This window comes from Kutzneria viridogrisea DSM 43870 (assembly GCF_000525635.1).
GTDB lineage: Bacteria > Actinomycetota > Actinomycetes > Mycobacteriales > Pseudonocardiaceae > Kutzneria > Kutzneria viridogrisea.
The window spans coordinates 1,045,310-1,065,699 of the sequence record NZ_CP007155.1 but is presented as its reverse complement, the minus strand read 5'-3'; the positions used below and the strand labels follow the sequence as shown (position 1 = coordinate 1,065,699).

Genomic DNA, 20,390 nt, shown 5'->3' with positions numbered 1-20,390 from the left:
GTCCCGCTCTCAGGGCCGCGAGTCCCGGTCTGGGGAGCGCGAGTCCCGGCTAGAAGCCGTAGACCTGGTACGTGAAGCTGGTCGTTCCGCTGACGCCGGTGGACTCGGTGGCCCTCGCGGTGACCGGGAACGTGCCCGAACTGCTCGGCGTGCCGCTGATCCGGCCGCTGGCGCTGATCACCAGGCCGGGCGGCAGGCCGGTGGCGGAGTAGGTGAGCGCCCCGCCGTCACTGGCGGTTGCCTTGAGCTGCAAGGGGAACACGCTGCTGCCCCGGAAGCCCCACTGGTTGCCGGGGTTGCTGAAGGTCACCTTGCCGGTGGGCGGGTTCGGGGTGGTGGTCGTCGTGGTTGGCGGATTGCCGCCACCGGTGACCAGGGTCAGGCCCCACTTGCTCAGGGCCTCGTTCACCGGCTGGAAGATCGTGTCCGGGTTGGCCTGACCGCAGACCGCGCCGCCACCGGAGTGGATGCCCACGGCCTTGTCCCCGCTGACGTAGGAACCGCCCGAGTCCCCGCCGTTGGAGCAGGCGTTGGTCTCCGACAGGCCGTCGATGATCAGCCCGTTGCCGTAGTCCACCGACTCGTTGACCTTGGTGATGGTGCCGCACTGCCAGTGCGTGGTGTTGCCGGAGTGGCAGATGCTCTGTCCCACAACGCCTTCGGCGGACCCGCTGACGGTGACGTCCCCACTGCCCCAGGCGTTGACGGTGGCGCTGAGGTTCCAGCCGGACTGGTCCACGTCCACCAGGCCGAAGTCGCCCTCGCGGGCGTTGACGCTGTGGTTGCCGCCCACGTTGGAGGTGCCGATCCGGTTCTGCTGGCCGCTGGCCCCGTAGGCGGGCTGGTTGGCGTCGTTGGTGCAGTGGCCCGCGGTGAGGAAGTGCCTGGCACCATCGGAAGTCGTTGCGGCGAAGGCGATCGAGCAGTTGCTCTCGCTGCCGGGCCACCACGGGTTGCCCCCGGTGACGGTGCCGCTCTGCTGGCGTGGCGCGGAGTTCTGCCGCACCACGCGCACGCCCTCGCCCAGCGCACCGAGCTCGCCGAGCACGGACTGGGTGACGGTCGCCGAGTTCACGCTGACCACCAGGGTGTTGCTCGCCGGGTCCACGCCCCAGCTGGTGATCCCGCTGCCGGTCAGGGCCGACACCGAGCTCGCGAGCCGGTCCAGTTCGGCCTTGCCGCGCTTGACCAGTTTCGGCGTGGCCCCGAGCGCGGCGGCCCGGTCGGCGCTGGCCTGGTCGGTGACGGCCACCGCGAGCTTGCCGCTGGCGGCGTCGAACCAGTACCCGGCCTGCACGGCGCCGAGCTCCTGGCGGACCTGCCTTGCCACGGCCTGGGCGGCGTCCTCCTGGGTGAGCCGGGAACTGGCCTGCTCGGCGGTCAGGCCGAGGTCGCGCCGCATCGCCGCGAGCATGCCGGGCGAGGCCACGGGGTGTTCGGAAGTACTGGCTGCGCTGAACGCCGGGATCAGCGCGGCAGCAGCGGCCAGCGCGGTCACCAGGCCGCCAGCGGCGAGGAGGTGAGCACGTGAGGGTGTCTTCACCGGTCGATCTCCTTGTGGGGCAGGGAGCAGGGGCATCCAGCCTCTGCCCGGCGCCCCTGCCGGAGCATCGGGGGAAACCCTTGCGAGCCCTATCCGCGGCGCAGGTTGCCCAGCTGCGCGCGGGAGGAGACGCCCAGCTTGCGGTAGATCCGGGTCAGCATGGACTCGACGGTCTTCACGCTCAGGAACAGCTTGTCGGCGGCTTCCTGGTTGCTGGCGCCCTGCACCACCAGCTCGGCGAGCCGCTCCTCGGCGGCGGTCAGCGCGGAGTCGGCACCGCTGGGCCTGGGGCTCATCGAGGCCAGCGCGAGCTCCCGCCACGGCCGTGCGGCGCTGGCCTCGAACAGCTCGACGGCGGTCTCCAGCGCGGCGCGGGCCGCCGCCCAGTGCCGCCGTCGGCGCTCCACCTTGGCCACCGCGAGCAGGGTCCGCCCGCGCTCCAGCGGCAGCGACTCGAACGCACACTCCACAGTGGACAGAATTGTCAGCGCACCGGCCGGATCGCCTTGTGCCACCAGGCAGGCGGCCTGCGCGCGGTCCAGGCAGGCCTGTACGGCAGGGGTGCGGGGACCCACCCGCTCGATGAGGTCGGCGGCGAGGTCGGGTGAGCCGGTCGCGGCCAGCGCCTCGGCCAGGTCCCCGTGCCAGCGCAGCAGGGACGGGTCGGCCACGTGCTGCCCGGCCTCCAGCTCGCCGACCTGGCGGAGCACCTCCAGGGCGCGGGCGGGGTCCCCGGTGACGAGTTCGACCAGACCCAGCGCGTGCAGGTTGCGGGACAGGAAGACCACGTCGTGCTCCTCGCGGGAGGCCTGCACCCCGCGACGCGCGTAGTCGGCGGCACGGGCGAAGCTGCCGCCCGCCGTCTCGGCCACCGCGGCCGTGTAGAGGGAGGGCCCCGGCGACAGCCCGAGCCGCCGGGTGGCGGCCACCGCACGGCGCGCGTGCTCCAGCGCGTCCGCGCACCGACCGGCCCGCGCCTCGACCTCGGCCAGGCTGCGGGAGATCTCCACGTACTCGGTGGCACCGGCCAATTGGGCGGCGGGCAGCAATTCCAGCAACCTCGTGCGGGCCTCGACGAGCCGGTCGTCGAACAGCGCGTGCCGTGCGGCCAGGAAACGCGGCGAGTTGCCCAGTTCCCTCGGCTCGGGCTGGCCGGGCACGCCCAGCGCGAACTCCAGGGTCTGCCGTGCGGCCGGATCACCCAGCACGCGCTCCATCCTGGCCTGCATCGTCAGCGCCATGACCTCGGTGGCCGGATCACCGCCCTGCGCCGCGAGGACGGCTGCGCGACGGGCCTCGGCACGGGCACGGACCGGGTCGCCCTCGGCGAGGTTGGCCTTGATGGCCTGGCGCACAACAACTCCCGCCAGCAGTGCCGGGTCCTCCCCCGCGGCGGCAGCGGCTTCGGCGAGCAGTTCGTCGCAGTCGTCGATGGCCTGCCCCGCAGCGTCCACAATGGCCAGTCGCACGCGAACCCCGTTGTCTGGCGAGTCATCCCGGGCCAGGGCCTGGTCCGCGGCCCGGCGCGCGAGCTCCACCCGGCCCGCCCTGCCCGCCGCCGCGGCGGCCTCGACCAGTCGGCGCAGCACCAGTTCCGGCTCCTGCGGCGGCGTGCGCTCGGCCGCCAGCAGGCCCAGTTCGGCGGCGGTCGACCAGTCGCCGCGGCGGACCGAGGCGCTGGCCCCGGCGGCGAGTTCGGCCGCCAGCCCGGCATCCGGCCCGTCGGTGGCCCGCGCCCGGTGACCGGCCGCCTCGACGCGGCTGTGCACGGCCCCGGCCAACAGGGTGTGCGCGGCGGCGCGCTCGGTCCAGTCGCTGTCCGCGATCACGGTGTCGGGCAGGATGCCCGCGGTGAAACGGATCCGGTCCTCGGTCACGGTGAGCAGACCGGCCGCGGTGGCCGCCCTGAGCTCCCGCTCGACCCGCGGCCCGCAGGCCCGGCGCAGCAGGCTGGGCGTCGGCCTGGCGGCCAGTGCCGCGACGAGCAGCGCTGGTGCCGGGGCCTCGGCGAGCCAGGCGCGGGCCAACTCGGCCGCCGCGTGCTGGCGGCCACGGCCCAGTTCCCTTGCCAGGTGGGGGAATCCGCCGCTGAGCCGGTGGATGGACCAGGCCAGCCGGTAGGGCACACCGTCCGCCGCGAGCAGTTCGGCGACCTCGTCGAAGTCCAGCGGCGGCACGGTCAGCTCAACCCGGTCGGGCCCGCACAGCTCACCGCCGGGACCGGCCGCCAGCACGTGCACCTCGGCGTGCCTGCGCAGGGCGTGGTCCAGGGCGCGGGCGCTGTCGGGGTCCAGGTGCGGCAGTTCGTCGATCACCAGCAGCACCGGCGCCGCCCGGCCGAGCAGCGTGCTCAGCGCGAGCCGCACCGCGAGCGGGTCCACCTCGCGGCCGTCGCGGCTGGTGTGCCGCAGCACGGCGTGCACCGCGGCGGCCTGTCCCTCGGGCAGGTCCTCGGCGGGCAGCGCGCAGAACAGGTCGGCCACCGCGCCGAAGGGCAGGTCCCGGTCCGAGCGCGCCGGGTTGAGCGCCAGCACCGGCTCACCGGCCCTGGCGGCGACGGCGGCCAGCACCGCGGACTTGCCGATGCCGCGCGGCCCGGTCAGGACCACCCGCCCGGACGCGCGCAGCCCCTCGGTGACGGCCGTCAGCAGCTCGGTGCGCCCGACCAGGTCAACGGGCCTCATGGCGGACAAGGGTGCCGCGTGCCCGGCTGGTTCGCCAGGGCACGCGGCAACACCTCAGTGATTCGCGTACGGCGCCGCGGCCTGCTGCGCCGCGTACACCAGTGCGGGCTTCATCTTCGGCCAGAAGAAGCTGGCCTGGCAGGAGAACTCGGGCAGGAAGCCGCCGCAGCCCCGGCCGGTGTTGTCCCCGACCTCGACGGTGAAGCTGGCGACGCCCAGCTTGTCGTAGGCCCAGTCGTCGGTGCTGCCCGAGGCGTTGTAGAGCACCTGACCGGCCTGGCCGTACTGGTAGCCGGTGATCGAGCCCAGCTGGCGGCCGATGGCGCGCAGCGAGGCGTCGTTGCCGGTGTGCACGGTGGCGCTGTAGTCCCAGGGGAAGATGACCACGCTGGCGTCGCTGTGCATCGTCATCATGATGCCCTTGGTGTCGGCGGGCGCCGGGTCGGTGGTGCCGGTGCCGCGCCGCGCGGGCCACAGGTTGCGGAACAGCTTCTCCATGGCGGTGTTCTCCACCTCGGAGTCCTGGCTCGGTCCCTTGTAGACCTCGTTGCACGGGCTGCTGGAGGTGCTGGCGCCGCCCCAGTGCGTGCCGTAGTTGCGGTTGAGGTCGACGCCGATCTGGCCGCTGAACCCGCAGTTGCTGCCGTTGCTGTTGTTGGCGTTCTTGCGTTGCAGATTGGGCGAGTCCCCGCCCTGCTGCACGATGTCCACCCCGTCCGGGTTGGCGATCGGCACCACCCACATCTCGGTGGTGTCCAACAGCTTCTTGATGGTGGCGTCGGTGGAGTAGCTGCTGGACAGGTAGTCGATCCAGCGCCAGGCCACGTCCCCGGTGGTGATCTCGCGGGCGTGGATCTGGCCCATCAGGAAGAAGCGCGGCTTGGTCGAGTTCGGGTTGAGCTGGCAGTCCCCGGTCTGCTTCTTGGTGATGCAGATGGCGCGCAGGTCGTAGCCGCCGCGGCCCTTGCTCTTGAGCCAGGACTGCCCGTAGGTGACGGTGCTGGCCAGGTCGGGGTGCTGCTGGGCGACCTGGTCCAGGTGCGCGTACTGCGCGTTGACCGTGTGGTAGCCGCCGTAGTAGGTCTCGCCCTCGTCGGACGGGCTGAGCTGGTCGTTGCTGGCCCGCTGCTTGGGCGGGGTCCACGCGGGCGGGGCCATCGCCGACTCCGGGGTGGCGGTGAACCCGGCCGCGCGCAGGCGGTCGCCCTCGGCAGCGGTGCCGAGCACGAACAGGTCTTCGCCGTCACGCTGTTCGAGCACGTCGAACCCGTGGCTGAACAGCTTCTCGACGGTGTCCACCGAGTGCGACACCCGGTAGACGTAGGTGGGCTGGGCCTTGGCCGTGCTGTCGGTGGCCGCGACCGTGCTGGTGGCCGCCGCCTGGGGCAGCAGCACGACCGCGGTGGCGGCCAGTGCGGCCACGATCCCGCTCAATGGCAGGGGAATACGTCGAACTGACATGGTTGGCTCCCGCAGGGTAAGAGGACCAACCGATCACGCTAGAGCTGTGGCGGGGTGCGCATAACCCCACGAAAGTGGGGCCTGTTCAACGGTTCACCGTGGCGGGTGGGGTCACCTTGCGCACGTAGAGCAGCCGGTCGCCCGCCTCGATGGCGTCGGCCTCCGGGGCGTCCACCCGGAACAGCACCCCGCCGCGCACCACGCCCAGCACGATGTCGGACAGGTGCCGGGGCGAGCCGCCGATCTCCCCGGTCTCCACCTCGCGCTCGGCGATGGCCAGCCCGGCGTCCGGGGTGAGCAGGTCCTCCACCATGTCCACCACCGAGGGCGTGCTGGTGGCCATGCCCAGCAGGCGGCCCGCGGTCTCGCTGGACACCACCACCGAGTTGGCCCCGGACTGGCGCAGCAGGTGCACGTTCTCCGCCTCGCGCACGGCCGCGACCACCTGGGCCTTGGGCGCCAGCTCGCGTGCGGTCAGCGTGACCAGCACGGCGGTGTCGTCCCGGTTGGCGGCCACCACCACGGCCCGCGCCCTGGGCACACCGGCCACCCGCAGCACGTCCGAGCGGGTACCCGAGCCGTGCACGGTGACCAGGCCCTGCGCGGAGGCCGCCTCCAGGCTGGCCCGCTCGGTGTCCACCACCACGATGCTGGCCGGGTCGGTGCCCTCGCCCAGCAGCGCGCTGACCGCCGAGCGGCCCTTGGTGCCGTACCCGACGACGACCACGTGGTCCCGCACCTTGCGCCTCCACCGTTGGATCTTGAACGTCTGACGGGACCGCTCGGTCAGCACCTCGAGTGTGGTGCCGACCAGCACGATCAGGAACAGCACGCGCAGCGGGGTGATGACCAGGACGTTCACCAGCCGCGCGGTCTCGGTGACCGGGGTGATGTCCCCGTAGCCCGTGGTGGACAGCGACACCGTGGAGTAGTAGATGCAGTCGAGCAGGCTCAGCGGCTGGCCGTTGCCGTTGGCGTCGCGGTAGCCGGTCCGGTCGGCGTAGACGATCGCCACGGTCGCCGCCAGTGCGAGCAGCGCCCAGATGACCCTGCGCACGATGGAGCGAACCGGGCTGCCGACGGTCACCGGCATCTGGATCACCCCGACGAGGGAGTGCCCCGGCCGCTCGGCCAGTCCGTCACCGCTGGAGCTCATGGTGCGGGAGGGTAACCACCCGCCCGATCCGAGCGGAGCGTGCCTCCCGGTTTCACCCTAGGTAACTTTTCAACTGATCACACATTCACTGTGGTAACTTCTCACACCCGGCGGCGACGCCCGCGTCGACCAGCAACCCTCGCCTCGGAGGGACCCGTCATGTCATCGTCTGGCAATGAGCGAGCTTGCGAGCGAATCATTGAGTACAGGGACCGCACTGAGCTCCAATCGTCCCGCGGTCGCGCTGGCGGCCCTGCTCGGCGGCATGGGTGTGCTGCACTTCGTGGCCCCCAAGCCCTTCGACTCGATCGTGCCCAAGGCCCTGCCCGGCAAGCCCCGGACCTGGACTTACCTGTCGGGGGTCGCGGAGCTGGGCTGCGCGGTGGCCGTCGCGGCCCCGAAGACCAGGCGCCTGGGCGCGCTGGCCAGTGCCGGGCTGTTCCTCGCGGTGTTCCCCGCCAACATCAAGATGGCCGCCGACTACCGGGACAAGCCGCTGGCGCAGCGGCTGGCGGTGTACGCACGGCTACCACTTCAGCTACCGCTCGTGGCCTGGGCGCTGCGAGTGCGCCGTTCCGCCATGTGAGTTACATCCAGAATGCAATTTTCCTTCTGCAAGCCACTGTCGCCGGCCCGGCGACGACCATAGGATGATCGCGTGCAGTCGCGAGCCAAGCACGCTGTGTCCGCCCTCGGTTGGCAGGGCACAGTCATCTCGGAGGTGGCCGTACTCGGACAACGAGTGTCGGCGGTGGTTCGGCTGCGTGCCGACGTGCACCAGTGGCGGACCGCGAACGGGTGGCCGCCAGCCCCGGATCCCTCGTGGTTCCACTCCTGGTTCGAGCCGACCTTCCACGACGTGGTCCCGGTCCCGGCCGTGGACCTCGTCGGCATCCTGATCAGCGAGTCCGACGCCGACCAGGCCCTGGAGGCCTGCGGCACGCTGATGACCCTGGCGCCCTGCGCCGTGGTGGTGCCCGAGCGCGGCGAGTACGACCCGTGGCCGCTGATCGAGCTGGACTACTACGGGGTGGGCCTCGTGACCTGCGCCGGAGACGACAGCGCCAGCGTGCAGGTCCAGCCGGAGAACCGGGCGGAGGAGTTCGGGCCGTCCCCGTTCAGCCGGTGGCTGCTCGAGGTGCTCTACGACCGGCTGGTCAACCAGGACGAGCCCGCCGTGGTCGACCCGACCGCGGTGCTAGCCCCGCGCAACGGAGCGGAGCAGCTCCCGTAGCCCCGCACCGTCGAGCAGGTCCGTCGGCCGCAGCGTGTGGTCGTGCCGCACGTAGTGGAACGCCGCGCGGACCTGCTCCAGCGGCACGTCCTTGAGCGCGGCCCAGGCCAGCCGGTAGGCGGCCAGCTGCACCGACAGCGCGGGCAGCCGCGCCGCGTCCGGCACCGCACCGGTCTTCCAGTCCACCACCGTCCAGCCCCCGTCGGCGTCGCGGAACACCGCGTCCATCCGGCCGCGCACGGACACGCCGTCCACCTCGGTCTCGAACGGCACCTCCACCTCGTGCGGCACCCGGTCCGCCCACTGGCTGGCCAGGAACGCCGCGCACAGCTGCTCCAGGTCGGCGTCCGGGCGGGCCGTCTCGTCCGCGGCACCGGGCAACTCGTCCAGGTCCAGCAGCGTGGTCGCACCGAAGCGACGCTCCAGCCAGGCGTGGAAGGCGGTACCCCGGCGGGCCAGCGCGTTGGGCGGGAACGGCAGCGGCCGTCGCAGCCTGCGGGCCAGCTCGTCGGGATCGGCCGCCAGCTCCACGAGCTGGCTCACCGTGAGCTGGTCGGGCAGCGCGACCAGTTCGCGACGGCTGCGCGCGGCCTCCCGCTCGGCGAGCAGCACCTCCACGTCTGCGGCCCACCCCTCCGGGTCCTCCTCCCCCACCCGCGAGTCCCGCTCTGGCGAGCGCGAGTCCCGGCCTGACGCGTTGTGCTCGGCGGGACTCACGTGCAGGTCAACGGGACTCGCCAGCGGCTCAGCGGGACTCGCGAACGGGTTGGCGGGACTCGCGAACGGGTCAGCGGGACTCGCGGGGTGGTCGGGGGGAGGTGGGTCCTCGGCGTAGGGGTCCTGCTCGTAGTAGTCCTCGTACTCGGGCGGGAACTCCTCGTCCTCGGGCGGTGGCTCGGGCAGCGGCACCTCCTCCTCGACCGGAACCGCGGTCAGGACGGGCACTGGCGCGGGCGCCGCACCGTTGAGCGCGGCCAGGACCATCGCGGCGCCCGCGGCCACCGGCTCACGGCGGGCCCCGAGCGGGTCGATCGGCCAGGTCGCGGTGCGCACGGCGGCGGCGAGCGGGTTCTTCTCGTCCTCGGCGGGCGGCGGGGCCCACTCGTCCACCATCCCGGGCGGGCGGTCGCCCTGCTCCACGGCGGCCCGCACCTCGTCCAGGAACTCCGAGGGCCCGCGCGGCTTCTCCCCCGTCTCGCCCCACCAGTGGCCCGAGACGAGCAGCACGCGTTCGGAACGGGTCAGCGCCACGTAGCACAGGCGGCGCTCCTCGATCAGCCGTCGCTCCTCGAACTCCTCGGAGTGGATCGCGAGCGCCTCCTCGACCTCCTTGCGGTTGCTCGCACCGGCCAGGTTGAGCTTCGGCAGGTCCTGGGCGTCACCGCGCAGGTCGGCGGGCAGCTCGGTGATCGACTTCAGCCAGGAGGCCGACTTGCGCCTGCCGGGGAACACATCGCGCACCACGTGCGGCACCACGACGATCTCCCACTCCAGGCCCTTCGCGGCGTGCATGGTGAGCACCTGCACCCGGTCCTCGGCCACCTCGACCTCGCCGGGTTCCAGCCCGTCCTCGGCGTTCTCGGCGGTGCGCAGGTAGTCCAGCAGCGAGGCCAGCGAGGCCGACGGGCTGGCCGCGGCATAGTCGGCGACGACCCCGGCGAAGGCGTCCAGGTGCGCGCGGCCCACCCGGCCGGGCCTGGCCACGGCCTCGATGTCCAGCAGCAGCGTGCGTTCCACGTCGGCCACCAGCTCGGGCAACGGCTGGTCCAGGCGCCTGCGCAGGGCCATCAGCTCACCACGCAGCCGCCGGATCCGCCGCACGCCCTGTTCCGAGTACTGCTCGGGATCGCCAGGATCGTCCAGGGCGTCGACCAGCCCGGCTTGTTCGGCGTGCTCCCCCGGCGTGGCCTCGGCGATCGCCGACAGCGGGTCGTCCGAGGGCACGGGGGTGCGCCGCCCGGCGATCTCGCCCGCGCGCTTCCACAGCGCGGCGAGGTCGGCGGCGCCCAGCCGCCAGCGGGACCCGGTGAGCAGCCGCGCGGCGGCCGTGCCCGCCAGCGGGTCGACCAGCACCCGCAGGGCGCTGTACAGGTCGCGGACCTCGGGCTCGTCGAGCAGCCCGCCCAGGCCCACGACCTCGACCGGCAGCCCGCGCTCGCGCAGCGCGGTGGCGATCGCGGCCATGTCGGCCCGCCGCCGCACCAGCACCGCCGAGGTGGGCGGCTTGCCCTCGGCGTCCAGCTGCGCCTCCCACCGGGCCGCGAGCTCGTCGGCCAGCCACGCCACCTCGCTGCGCACGTCGGGCAGCAGCGCGCACCGCACGTCCCCCTCGCCCGCGCCCGGCTTGGCGCGCAGCTCGTCCACGTCCAGACCCGCCGCCCGCAGCGGGCCGGACAGCTCGTTGGCGATCGCCAGCACCTCGGGCGGGTTGCGGAAGCTGGTCAGCAGCCCGTACTTGGCGGCGGGCCGCAGGTCGGCGCGCGGGAAGTCGGTGGTGAACCTGGGCAGGTTCGCGGCGCTGGCCCCGCGCCAGCCGTAGATCGCCTGCGCCGGGTCGCCCACGGCCGTCACCGGGATCGGCGCCCCCATGCCGAACAGGGAGCGCAGCAGCACGCGCTGGGCGTGCCCGGTGTCCTGGTACTCGTCCAGCAGCACCGCCCCGTAGCGGGCCCGCTCCCCCTCGACCACCTCCGGGTGCTCGGCGGCCAGCTTCGCCGCCAGCGACATCTGGTCCGCGAAGTCCAGCGCCGCCTCCCTGCGCTTGCGCACGCCGTACTCCGCCAGCAGCGGCATGAGCGCCACCCGCAGGCGTTGTGCCTCAACGATCTCGCGCAGGGCCACCGGCAGGTCGGCGCGCTGCCTCGGGGCGCGCGGCGCCGACTCGATGGCCTGCCGCAGCCGCTCGGCGTGTTCGGTGAGCTGCTCGGGGCTGACCAGGTGCTCGGCCAGCTCACCGGCCAGCCGGAGCAGGTAGCCGGTGATCGTCACCGGCACCTTGTCGGTGTCCAGGTCCTCGGTCCAGGTGGACACCACGCGGTGCGCCAGCTGCCACGCGGCGGTCTCGGTGAGCAGCCGCGCACCGGGTTCCACCGGCAGCCGCAGGCCGTGCTCGCCGACCAGCCGCCCGGCGTAGGCGTGGTAGGTCAGCACCGTGGGCTCGGTGGACAGCACTACGGCGCGCCGGTCCCCGCTGGGGTCGACCCGGTCCAGCAGTGGCGATCCGGCCAGCCTGCGCAGCCGGGACTTGACCCGGTCGGCGAGCTGCCGCGCGGCCTTGCGCGTGAAGGTCAGCCCGAGCACCCGGTCCGGGGTGACCAGCCCGTTGGCGACCAGCCAGACCACGCGGGCGGCCATCGTCTCGGTCTTGCCCGCACCGGCCCCGGCCACGACGAGCGCGGGCTCGGCGGGGGCGGCGACCACGGCGGCCTGCTCCGCGGTGGGCGGCGGCAGGCCCAGCGCCTCCGCCACCTCCTGCGGGCTGACCTGATGCACAGGCACCACGGTAGGTCGTACTGGGCCGATCACCCGAACCGGGCGGGGTGGGTCGAGTCGGCGATCACTCCCCCAACTGCCGTCCCGACTCGTGCAGCGGGCAGCACGGCCGGGCGGGGCAGCGCGGGCAGTCGCTGCTCTCGGTGGCGGTGTAGTCGGGTCCGACGCAGGAGGCCGCGGCCTTCTGCACCACATCCAGCCAGACCTTGCTGCCCTCCTCGTCCAGGGCCTGCTGGCCGCGTTCGGCGGCGCCGCTGGTCTTGTCCTGCTTGGCGACGTAGAGCAGCCGCGCCCCACCCGGGTCCTCGGCCACGCCCAGCTTCTCGAAGGCGCCGAGCTGGGTGGCGAGCTGGTAGATGGCCAGCTGCGGGTGCTGCTCGGCCTCGTTCTTGGTGACCGGGGTCTTGCCGGTCTTGATGTCCACCACCACCGGCCTGCCCTCGGCGTCCACCTCCAGCCGGTCCACCCGGCCGCGCACGCGCAGCCAGGGCCCACCCGGCTGCGGGGGCACGTCCACGCTGAGGTCCTGTTCCACGGCCACCTGGGTCAGTTCGGTGCGACTGCGGTCGAACCAGGCCATGAACGTGTCCAGCATGCGCTCCACCCGGACGCGCTCCTTGCGGGAGAACCACGGGGCGCCCGCGTCCACCGAGGCCCAGGCCTGTTCGAGCTTCTCCCGCACCTGGGCCAGGTCCGCGCCCGTCGCGGCGGCCTGGGCCAGCGCGTGCACCAGCGTGCCGGTGATCGAGGCCAGCTGCGCGGGGTCCTCACCGCCGTGCCGCTCCACCATCCACCGCAGCGGGCACTTGGTGAGCACCTCGATGGTGGAGGGCGAGACGGTGATCAGCTCACCATCGGTCCAGAGTGGACTGGTGGTGGACACCGGGGCCAGGCCGTACCAGGAGTCAGGGTGCGCCCCGGGCACCCCGGCGGCGGCCAGCCTGGCCAACTGGGCGGCGGCCCGCTGGCGGCGGTCGAGCGGCTCCTCGTCCTGGCACACCACGCGGCGCAGCTCACCGACCAGCTCGGCCAGCACCAGCCCGCGCGGCGGGGTGAACACCGGGCGGGCGGCCGCGTCGGGGTCCGTGGCGGTGCCGTCGAGCTCGTCCAGGAAGCGGGAGGGCTGCTCGTCCTCCCCGCGCACCGCGCTGACCAGCAGGGTGCGCTTGGCCCGGCTCACCGCGACGAGCAGCAGCCTGCGCTCCTCGGCCAGCAGCGGGGCCGTGGCCGACACGACGTCCTCCGGCGCGACCCCGGACAGCAGGTCGGTCATCCGCTCCACGCCGAGCAGGGTGCCGCGGCTGCGCAGGTTCGGCCAGGAGCCCTCCTGCACCCCGGGCACCGCGACGACCGTCCACTCGCGACCCGTGGCGGCGTGCGCCGTGAGCACCTCCACGGCCTCGCCCAGCGGTGCCGTGGGCGCCAGCGAGTCGCCGACGATCTGCTGTGCGGCCAGGTAGTCGGCGAAGCCGGAGATGCTCGCCCCCGGCAGCCGGTCCACGTAGCGGGCCGCCGCGTCGAACACGCCCACGATCGCGTCCAGGTCCCGGTCGGCCTGGGCGCCGGTCTGCCCACCGCGACCGGACAGGGCGAGCCAACGGTCCTGTAGGCCGCTGTCCTGCCAGAGCTGCCAGAGCACCTGCTCCAGGCCCTGGCCTGCCCGCACGGCCCTGGTCGCGGTCCGCAGCAGGCGGGCGACTCTGCGCACCGGCGCGGCCTCGGCGTCCTCCAGCGCGGCCAGCGCGTCGTTGGACAGCAGCACCTCGACGAGCAGCTCACCGCTGGACCGCTCGCCACCGGCGGCGAGCTCCAGCCTGCGCAGGCCGCGGCGCAATCGGCGCAGCGCCAACGCATCCGCGCCGCCGAGCTGCGATTCGAGCAGGAACGCGGCGGTCTCCGGGTCCACTGAGGACGGATCGGCCGCACAGCGCAGCAGCACCAGGAACTGGCGCACCGCGGGCAACTGCGCCAGCGGCAGCTCGTCGACCGGCACGGCCAGCGGCACACCGGCGGCGAGCAGTGCGCGGCGCAGCACCGGCAGCGAGTGCGCGGTGGACCGCACCAGCACCGCCATCTCTGACCAGGGCACCTCGTCCAGCAGGTGCGCCCGGCGCAACTGGTCGGCGATCCAGGTGGCCTCCTGCGCGGCCGTGGCCAGCAGGCGGACCTGGACCGACCCGCGCTGTTCTTGCTCGGGGCCGAGCAGTTCGCGCTGCGGGCCGGTGCCGGGCAGTCGGCCGCTCAGGCGCTGCACGGCCTTGCGCACCTCCGGGGCCATGCGGCGGTCCAGGGCGAGGGTCTGCACGGGCCCGTCCCCGTGCTCGGTGAACAGGGTGGGATCCGCGCCGCGGAAGGAGAACACGGCCTGGTCCGGGTCACCGGCCACGATCATCTCCGCGGCGGAGGCGCCCAGCGCGCGGATCAGCCGGTGCTGCTGGTGGTCCAGGTGCTGGGCGTCGTCCACCAGCAGGTGGCGCACCCTGGCCTGCTCCTCGGCGAGCAGCCCCCGGTCCACGTCGAAGGCCAGCAGGGCCTGGGCGACCAGCTCCGCGGCGTCCATGGCGGGGGCGGCGGCCTCCTGCGCCTCGGCGCCGGCCAGCAGGGTCACCTGCTCGTACTGCTGCCAGAACGTGCCCGCGGCGACCCACTCCGGGTGCTCCTGCTCGCGGCCGAACCGGATCAGGTCCTCGGGGCCCATGCCGCGCTCGGCGGCGCGCAGGACCAGGTCGCGCAGCTCGGCGGCGAACCCGGGCAGCGGCAGGGCGGGGCGGATCCTGGGCGGCCAGTAGTCGGCGCCCAGCTCGATGTCACCGGCCAGCAGGTCGCGGACCACCGCGTCCTGGTCGGGTCCGGCGAGCAGCCGGGGCGGGGGCAGGCCGTCGCGGGCGGATTGCAGGCGCAGCACGGCGAAGGCGTAGGAGTGCACCGTGCGCACCAGCGGCTCGCGGGCGGTGCGGGTGGGCCCCTGACCGGTGAGCAGTGCGGTGATCCTCGAGCGCATGGCCACGGCGGCACGCCTGTTGGCGGTGAGCACCAGCACGTTCTCCGGGTCCACCCCGGCGCGCAGCACGCGGTCGGCGGCCACCGCGGCGAGCAGGGTGGTCTTGCCGGTGCCCGGACCGCCCAGCACGCGCAGCGGCCCGCCGGGGTGTTCCAGCACGCGTTCGGCGCGCGCGTCCCAGCGCGGCGGGCGCCGCGGGTTCGCGGGCCGCCGGACCAGGCTCGGTGCGGTGCTGGGTGCCACGGGTGCGATGGAACCACGGGACACCGACAAGTGGCGGTCGGGGTCGAAAGTAAAGGGTTGGTCATGAGATACTCAAAGCGGCACCTCTGGACCCGAAGGAGGCGACCCCATGTCACCGATCGGCATGACGACCACGGCCACCGGCACCCCGTGCTGGCTGGAGATCTCGACCCCGGACCCGGCCGCTACCAAGCGGTTCTACTCGGCACTGTTCGGCTGGGAGTTCGAGGGAGCGGTGGCCACCCTGTTCGGCGATCCCGTGGCCGGTGTGCGGCACGAACCCGAGGCCGCGCTCGGCTGGACCCCGTACCTGTCCATTTCGGACTTCGCGGAGACGGCGGCTCGCGCGAAGCGCTACGGCGGCAAGCTGATCGGCGAACCGGACCCCGAGGGCAGGTCGCTGCTGCGCGACCCGGCGGGCACGCGGGTCGGCCTGTGCGTGCCGAGCCAGGCGTGGCGGTTCACCGCGGGCGTGCCGGGCTCACTGGTGTGGGCGGAGCTGGTCACCGCGCGGGCCACGCTGGCGGATCGCTTCTACGGCGCGGTGTTCGGTCACGAGCAGCGGCAGTTCGGCGACGGGCGCAAGTTCGACTACGTGGTGTGGTACTCGGGCGGTGAGTCGGTGCTGGCCCGCGTCCGCATGGCGCTGGACACCCCGCCGGACGTGCCCGCGCGCTGGATCGCGCAGTTCGCGGTCGACCCCGACCTGGGCTTCGAGGCGACCCTGGGCCGGGCGCGGCGGCTGGGCGCCCGGCTGCGGTTCAAGCCGTACACCTCGGCGCTGGGCCGGGTCGCGGTGCTGTCCGACCCGCTGGGTACCCGGTTCGCGATCATCGACCCGGAGGCCGCGGACGAGTCGGCCTGGGGCGCGGGCTCGGACGACCCGTACGACGACTGAGTCCAGCGCGTCCGGCCCGATCTGCCTGGGCACGCCGCGGTGGCGGCTTTCGGGGCACCCGCTGTCCCGAAAGCCGCCACCGCGACACCTCAGCCGGTGAACCCGGCGAAGATCTTGGCGAACTCGAAGGGCTGCTGGGCGATGTTGGTGCACTGGAACAGCGCACCCGTGCAGGCGTTGGCGTCGCGGGTCTGCTCCCAGTAGCCGAGGTAGCCCACGTGCTGGGCGTTGGCGAAGGCCACCACGGCCTTGGCGTTGGCCTGACTGAACACCTCGGTCTGCGTGTCGTTGACGCCCAGCATCGGCGTGATGCCCAGCTTCTTGAACGCCTGCGCGTCCGACAGCTCGGGGTAGACCTGCTTGAGCTGCTTCTGCGTGCTGCGCGCGGACTCGATCACCCGCGCGCCCATGTCGCTCTCCGGGGTGCCGAAGTCCATGGACATGATGTTGACCAGGTCCACGTCCACCCCGGCGTCCTTGGCCGCCTTGACCACGTTGACCCCGTCCTGGGTCAGCCCGCTGGGCAGCACCGGCAGGGTCAGCGAGACCTTCAGCCCGGGATTGGCCTTCTGCACCTGGGAAAGCGCCTGCGAGCGGCGCTGGACCGAACCGGGGTCGGCCACGGCCGCGCCCTCGATGTCCAGGTCGATGTGGGTGAGCGAGTACTTCTTGACCACCGAGTCGTACTCCGCGGCCAGGGCCTTGACGTCGGTGCAGGCCTGGGCCAGCTCGATGCCGGTTGCCCCACCGAAGGAGACCTTCACGTCCCCGCCCGCGGCGCGGATCCTGCCGATCTGGTCCAGGCCGAAGCCGGAGGCGATGTCGTGCGCGTTGAACCAGCTCGCCTTGCACCCCGCCGAGGTGACGAAGGCCAGGCTGAACGACTTGATGCCACCGGAACTGGCGAACTGCGCCAGCTTGTCGGCGGACAGGCCCATGTCCACGTACGGGGCCACGGTGATCGTGCTGCCCGCGGCGGCAGGGCGCTGCTGGGCGGCGTGCGCGGGGTCGGTGCCCGCCTGGAACGCGGCGGCCATGCCGACCGCCACGGCGGCGGTGAGCACCCCACCGACCAGCAGGGCGCGGTTGCGAGAGGTCATCGCACTCCTCCTCGAGTGATCCGATGAGGATTGGTACGAACCAATCACCGATTCGGTTCATCCGGGCCGCGGCCCCTGTCCGGCAGGGGGTGGACAGGGGCCGCCGCGCCCGCGGATCAGCCGGCGTACCCGGCGAAGATCTTGGAGAACTCGTAGGGCTGCTGCGCGATGTTGGTGCACTTGTAGAGCGGGCCGTTGCAGGCGTTGGCGTCGCGGCCCTGCTCCCAGAACGAGAGCATGCCCAGGTGCACGGACTTCGCGAAGGCGACCACCGCACCGGCGTTGGCCTGCGTGAAGATCTCGTTGCCCGAGTCGTTGACCCCGATCATCGGGGTGAGGCCGACCTTCCGCCATGCCGCGGCGTCGGACAGGCCGTACAGGGACTTCAACTGCGCCTGGGTGGCCTTGGCCGCCGAGATCGCCTTGGCGCCCTGGTCGCCAGGGCCCTGGTAGTAGTCCATCGCCATGATGTTGACCATGTCCAGGTCCACACCCGCGGACTTGGCCGCCTTGACCACGTTCAGCCCGTCGGTGGTCAGCCCGCTGGGCAGCACCGGCAGGGTGAGCGAGACCTTCAGCCCGGGATGGGCCTTCTGCACCTGGGAAAGCGCCTGCGAGCGGCGCTGGATGGAGGTCGGGTCGGCCACCGCCGCGCCCTCGATGTCCAGGTCGATGTACTTGAGCCCGTACGCCTTGACCACGGCGCTGTACTCGGCGGCCAATGCGTTGACGTCAGTGCAGGCCTGGGCCAGCTCGATGCCGCTGGCCCCGCCGAAGGCGACCTTCACGTCCCCACCGGCCGAGCGGATCTTGGCGATCTCGTCGGCCTGCCACCCGGCACGCGGGTCGTAGGCGTTGAACCAGCTCGCCTTGCAGCCCGCCGAGGTGACGAAGCCGAGCGTGAAACCCTTGAGGCCACCAGCCTTGGCCATCGCGGACAGGCTCGGGGTCGGCCAGGCGCCCATGTCCACGTACGGGGCGACGGGCAGCGCGGATCCGGCGGCGGCATCGCCGACACCGGGGGTCAGCAGGGTGGCCGTGGCGGCGGCCCCGATCACGATCAGGGTGCGCAAGCGCATCGCGAACCTCCTGGTTACGTGCTGGACCTCGCGGCGGCCAGAGGTGCGTCCCTAAGTGGTATAGACCAAAATCGAGCGGGGGCGCCATCGCCCACCTGGCGGCCACCCCCTGCCGCCATTCGTACCCTTGACCGATTCCGACCGGCTACCTTCTTGACGACCCCAACTGGTCTAGTCCACTGTGAGTCACCGCCGTCGGTTCCGACTCCCACCCTGCAGGAGGACCCGATGAAGACGACGCGGCGCCGCATCGCCACGGCGCTCACCGCCGGACTGCTCGGCGCGGGCGCGCTCGCTCTGGCCGTGCCCTCGGCGCAGGCCGCCCCGCAGGCGGTCAACCCGGTCACCGCCTCGCCCTACATCTACCTCGGCGCCGGGTACCAGCCCAACGTCGCGTCCACCATGTCCGCCACCGGTCTCAAGGCGTTCACGATCGCCTTCGTGCTGTCCAACGGCGGGTGCAGCCCGACCTGGGACGGTGGGGCGAGCGCCGCCACCAACACGATCAACGCCGTGCGCAACGCGGGCGGGGACGTGATCGTGTCCTTCGGCGGCTGGGCGGGCAACAAGCTGGGCGAGCACTGCTCCAGTGCCAGCGCGCTGGCCGGGGCGTACCAGAAGGTGATCGACCAGTTCAAGCTCAAGGCGATCGACATCGACATCGAGAACACCGAGATGTCCACGCCCGCCGTGCAGGACCGCGTGCTGGGCGCGCTGAAGCTGGTGAAGCAGAAGAACCCTGGCATCAAGGTCGTGGTGACCATGGGCACCGAGACCTCCGGCCCCAACGGGGACGGGGCCCGGCTGATCAAGCAGGGCAAGGCGCTGGACGCGGGCGTGGACGTCTGGTCGATCATGCCCTTCGACTTCAGCAACGGCGGGGACATGTGGGCACACACGAAGTCCGCCGCCGAGGGCCTGAAGAACCTGCTGAAGAGCAGCTTCGGCTGGTCGGACGCAACGGCCTACAGCCACATGGGCATCTCCTCGATGAACGGCAAGACCGACAACGCCGGTGAGACGGTGACCCTGGCCAACTTCAACTCGATCCTGTCCTACGCGCAGACCAACCACCTGGCCCGGCTGACCTACTGGTCGGCCAACCGGGACCGGGCCTGCGGCTCGGGCGGTGACGGGGACACCTGCAGCGGGGTCAACCAGAAGGCGAACGACTTCAGCAAGGTGATCGGCAAGTTCACCGGCTGAACCAGGTTTGCGGGCCCGAGGCCGAGCTGGCGGCGGACCGACCTCGGGCCCGCATCCCTATCCTGCTGGCATGACACCGTTGCAGCTGCACCAGTTCGGTCCCGCGGACGGCAAGCCCCTGCTGGCCCTGCACGGCTTGTCCGGCCACGGCGCGCGCTGGCGCCGGTTCGCCGCCGAGCAGCTGCCCGGCCACCGGGTGATCGCCCCCGACCTGCGCGGGCACGGCCGGTCCACGGCACTGCCCCCGTGGCACCTTGGCCAGCACGTGGCCGACGTGCTCGGCGTGCTCGACTCGCTCGGACTGGACCAGATCCCGGTCATGGGCCACTCCTACGGCGGCACGATCTCCTTGCACCTGGCCGATTCCGCCCCGGAGCGGGTGAGCAGGCTGGTGCTTGTCGACCCGTCCACCGGCCTGCCGCCCGCCGCCACGCGGGAGATCGCCGAGTCCGAGCTGTGGCCGGAGCGGTTCGACTCCTTCGAGCAGGTGCGCGCCGCCCAGCACGAGCGCTGGCCCGCCGCCACCGAGGACCTCGTGGCCGAGGAACTCGCCGACAACGCCGTGCAGGAGGCCGACGGCCGCTGGCGGCTGCGGTACAACCCGGCCATGGCCGTCGTGGCCTGGAGCGAGATGGCCCGCCCCGCGGTGCTGCCGCCCGCCGACCTGCCGACCCTGCTGATCCGCGCCCTGCGGGCGGACTTCGTGCAGCCCGAGTTCGTCCGGGCCTGTCAGCGGCGCCTGGGCGACAAGCTCGCGCTGCACGAGTTGGACTGCGGCCACGTGGTGTACGTCGACCGCCCGGGCGAACTCGGTGCACTGGTCGCGGAGTTCGTCTGACAGGCTTGTCCGATGGACGAGGAACTCGTTGAGCTGATCCGCTCAGTGATCACCCGCATCCCGGAGGGGCGGGTCGCGACCTACGGGGACATCGCCGACATCGCGCGGGCCCCGTCGCCGCGGATGGTCGGCAAGGTCCTCCAGGAGGACGGGCACGACCTGCCGTGGCAGCGGGTGTTGCGCGCCAACGGCACCTGCGCGCCACACATCGCACACGAGCAGCTGGACCGCCTGCGCGCCGAGGGCGTGCTGGCCGTGGACGGCAAGGTGGACCTGCGCAAGTACCGCTGGGAGGAAGCCGTCACCGAACCCGCCGACGAGCCCCAGCTCGGCCTGTTCGAGTGAGCCGGTGACGACCCGCTCCGGTGACGGCGAGTCCCGGCCTGAGGCGCGCGAGTCCCGTCCTGGGGTGCGCGAGTCCCGCTCGGCGGACGGCGAGTCCCGCTCGGCGGTTA

General features: G+C 72.7%; 14 protein-coding genes. 6 read left to right on the top strand and 8 right to left on the bottom strand.

The window, feature by feature from the left end:
- Nucleotides 1–49 precede the first annotated feature (49 nt).
- The 4 genes from KALB_RS05085 to KALB_RS05070 all read right to left on the bottom strand — a co-directional run bounded on the left by KALB_RS05085 (nt 50) and on the right by KALB_RS05070 (nt 6,844).
- A complete protein-coding gene (locus KALB_RS05085; RefSeq protein ID WP_025354646.1) occupies nt 50–1,543 on the bottom strand; it encodes a trypsin-like serine protease in 1,494 nt (497 codons plus the stop codon).
- Between the two features lie 89 nt (nt 1,544–1,632).
- On the bottom strand, nt 1,633–4,227 hold the full coding sequence (locus KALB_RS05080; RefSeq protein WP_025354645.1) for a helix-turn-helix transcriptional regulator: 2,595 nt from the start codon (nt 4,225–4,227) through the stop codon (nt 1,633–1,635).
- Nucleotides 4,228–4,281: 54 nt separating this feature from the next.
- Nucleotides 4,282–5,688 (bottom strand): M14 family zinc carboxypeptidase, encoded by a 1,407-nt coding sequence (locus tag KALB_RS05075; protein WP_025354644.1) that lies wholly within the window; start codon nt 5,686–5,688, stop codon nt 4,282–4,284.
- 85 nt (nt 5,689–5,773) lie between these two features.
- Entirely contained in the window at nt 5,774–6,844 is a 1,071-nt protein-coding gene (locus KALB_RS05070; RefSeq protein ID WP_025354643.1) for a potassium channel family protein, read from the bottom strand.
- 175 nt (nt 6,845–7,019) lie between these two features.
- Between KALB_RS05070 and KALB_RS05065 the strand changes: the two genes are divergently transcribed.
- Together KALB_RS05065 and KALB_RS05060 are read left to right on the top strand one after the other, a co-directional pair.
- Nucleotides 7,020–7,430: a DoxX family protein gene (locus KALB_RS05065; protein WP_042220258.1), complete on the top strand. Its 411-nt coding sequence runs from the start codon at nt 7,020–7,022 to the stop codon at nt 7,428–7,430.
- A gap of 72 nt (nt 7,431–7,502) precedes the next feature.
- The gene (locus KALB_RS05060) at nt 7,503–8,078 is read left to right on the top strand and encodes a hypothetical protein (RefSeq protein ID WP_025354641.1); all 576 of its coding nucleotides are present in this window, start codon (nt 7,503–7,505) and stop codon (nt 8,076–8,078) included.
- On the opposite strand, the gene KALB_RS05055 is transcribed toward KALB_RS05060, so the two are convergent.
- Both KALB_RS05055 and KALB_RS05050 read right to left on the bottom strand, forming a co-directional pair.
- Nucleotides 8,043–11,570, bottom strand: a complete 3,528-nt coding sequence (locus KALB_RS05055) for an ATP-dependent helicase (RefSeq protein ID WP_025354640.1) — start codon at nt 11,568–11,570, stop codon at nt 8,043–8,045. The two genes, KALB_RS05060 and KALB_RS05055, sit on opposite strands and share 36 nt — an antisense overlap.
- A gap of 64 nt (nt 11,571–11,634) precedes the next feature.
- Nucleotides 11,635–14,814 carry an ATP-dependent helicase gene (locus KALB_RS05050; protein WP_025354639.1) on the bottom strand — a complete coding sequence of 1,060 codons (3,180 nt, stop codon included), beginning with the start codon at nt 14,812–14,814 and terminating at the stop codon, nt 11,635–11,637.
- Between the two features lie 109 nt (nt 14,815–14,923).
- Between KALB_RS05050 and KALB_RS05045 the strand changes: the two genes are divergently transcribed.
- Nucleotides 14,924–15,712, top strand: a complete 789-nt coding sequence (locus KALB_RS05045; protein WP_025354638.1) for a VOC family protein — start codon at nt 14,924–14,926, stop codon at nt 15,710–15,712.
- A gap of 89 nt (nt 15,713–15,801) precedes the next feature.
- Here the strand turns inward: KALB_RS05045 and KALB_RS05040 are convergent, their stop codons facing one another.
- Nucleotides 15,802–16,812: a chitinase gene (locus KALB_RS05040; protein WP_051913081.1), complete on the bottom strand. Its 1,011-nt coding sequence runs from the start codon at nt 16,810–16,812 to the stop codon at nt 15,802–15,804.
- Between the two features lie 116 nt (nt 16,813–16,928).
- Nucleotides 16,929–17,891 (bottom strand): chitinase, encoded by a 963-nt coding sequence (locus KALB_RS05035; protein WP_025354637.1) that lies wholly within the window; start codon nt 17,889–17,891, stop codon nt 16,929–16,931.
- A gap of 228 nt (nt 17,892–18,119) precedes the next feature.
- Between KALB_RS05035 and KALB_RS05030 the strand changes: the two genes are divergently transcribed.
- The 3 genes from KALB_RS05030 (at nt 18,120) to KALB_RS05020 (ending at nt 20,280) form a co-directional block, all read left to right on the top strand.
- On the top strand, nt 18,120–19,097 hold the full coding sequence (locus KALB_RS05030; protein WP_025354636.1) for a chitinase: 978 nt from the start codon (nt 18,120–18,122) through the stop codon (nt 19,095–19,097).
- Nucleotides 19,098–19,167: 70 nt separating this feature from the next.
- Nucleotides 19,168–19,935 carry an alpha/beta fold hydrolase gene (locus KALB_RS05025; protein WP_025354635.1) on the top strand — a complete coding sequence of 256 codons (768 nt, stop codon included), beginning with the start codon at nt 19,168–19,170 and terminating at the stop codon, nt 19,933–19,935.
- Nucleotides 19,936–19,947: 12 nt separating this feature from the next.
- Entirely contained in the window at nt 19,948–20,280 is a 333-nt protein-coding gene (locus KALB_RS05020) for an MGMT family protein (RefSeq protein ID WP_025354634.1), read from the top strand.
- Nucleotides 20,281–20,390: the final 110 nt, after the last annotated feature.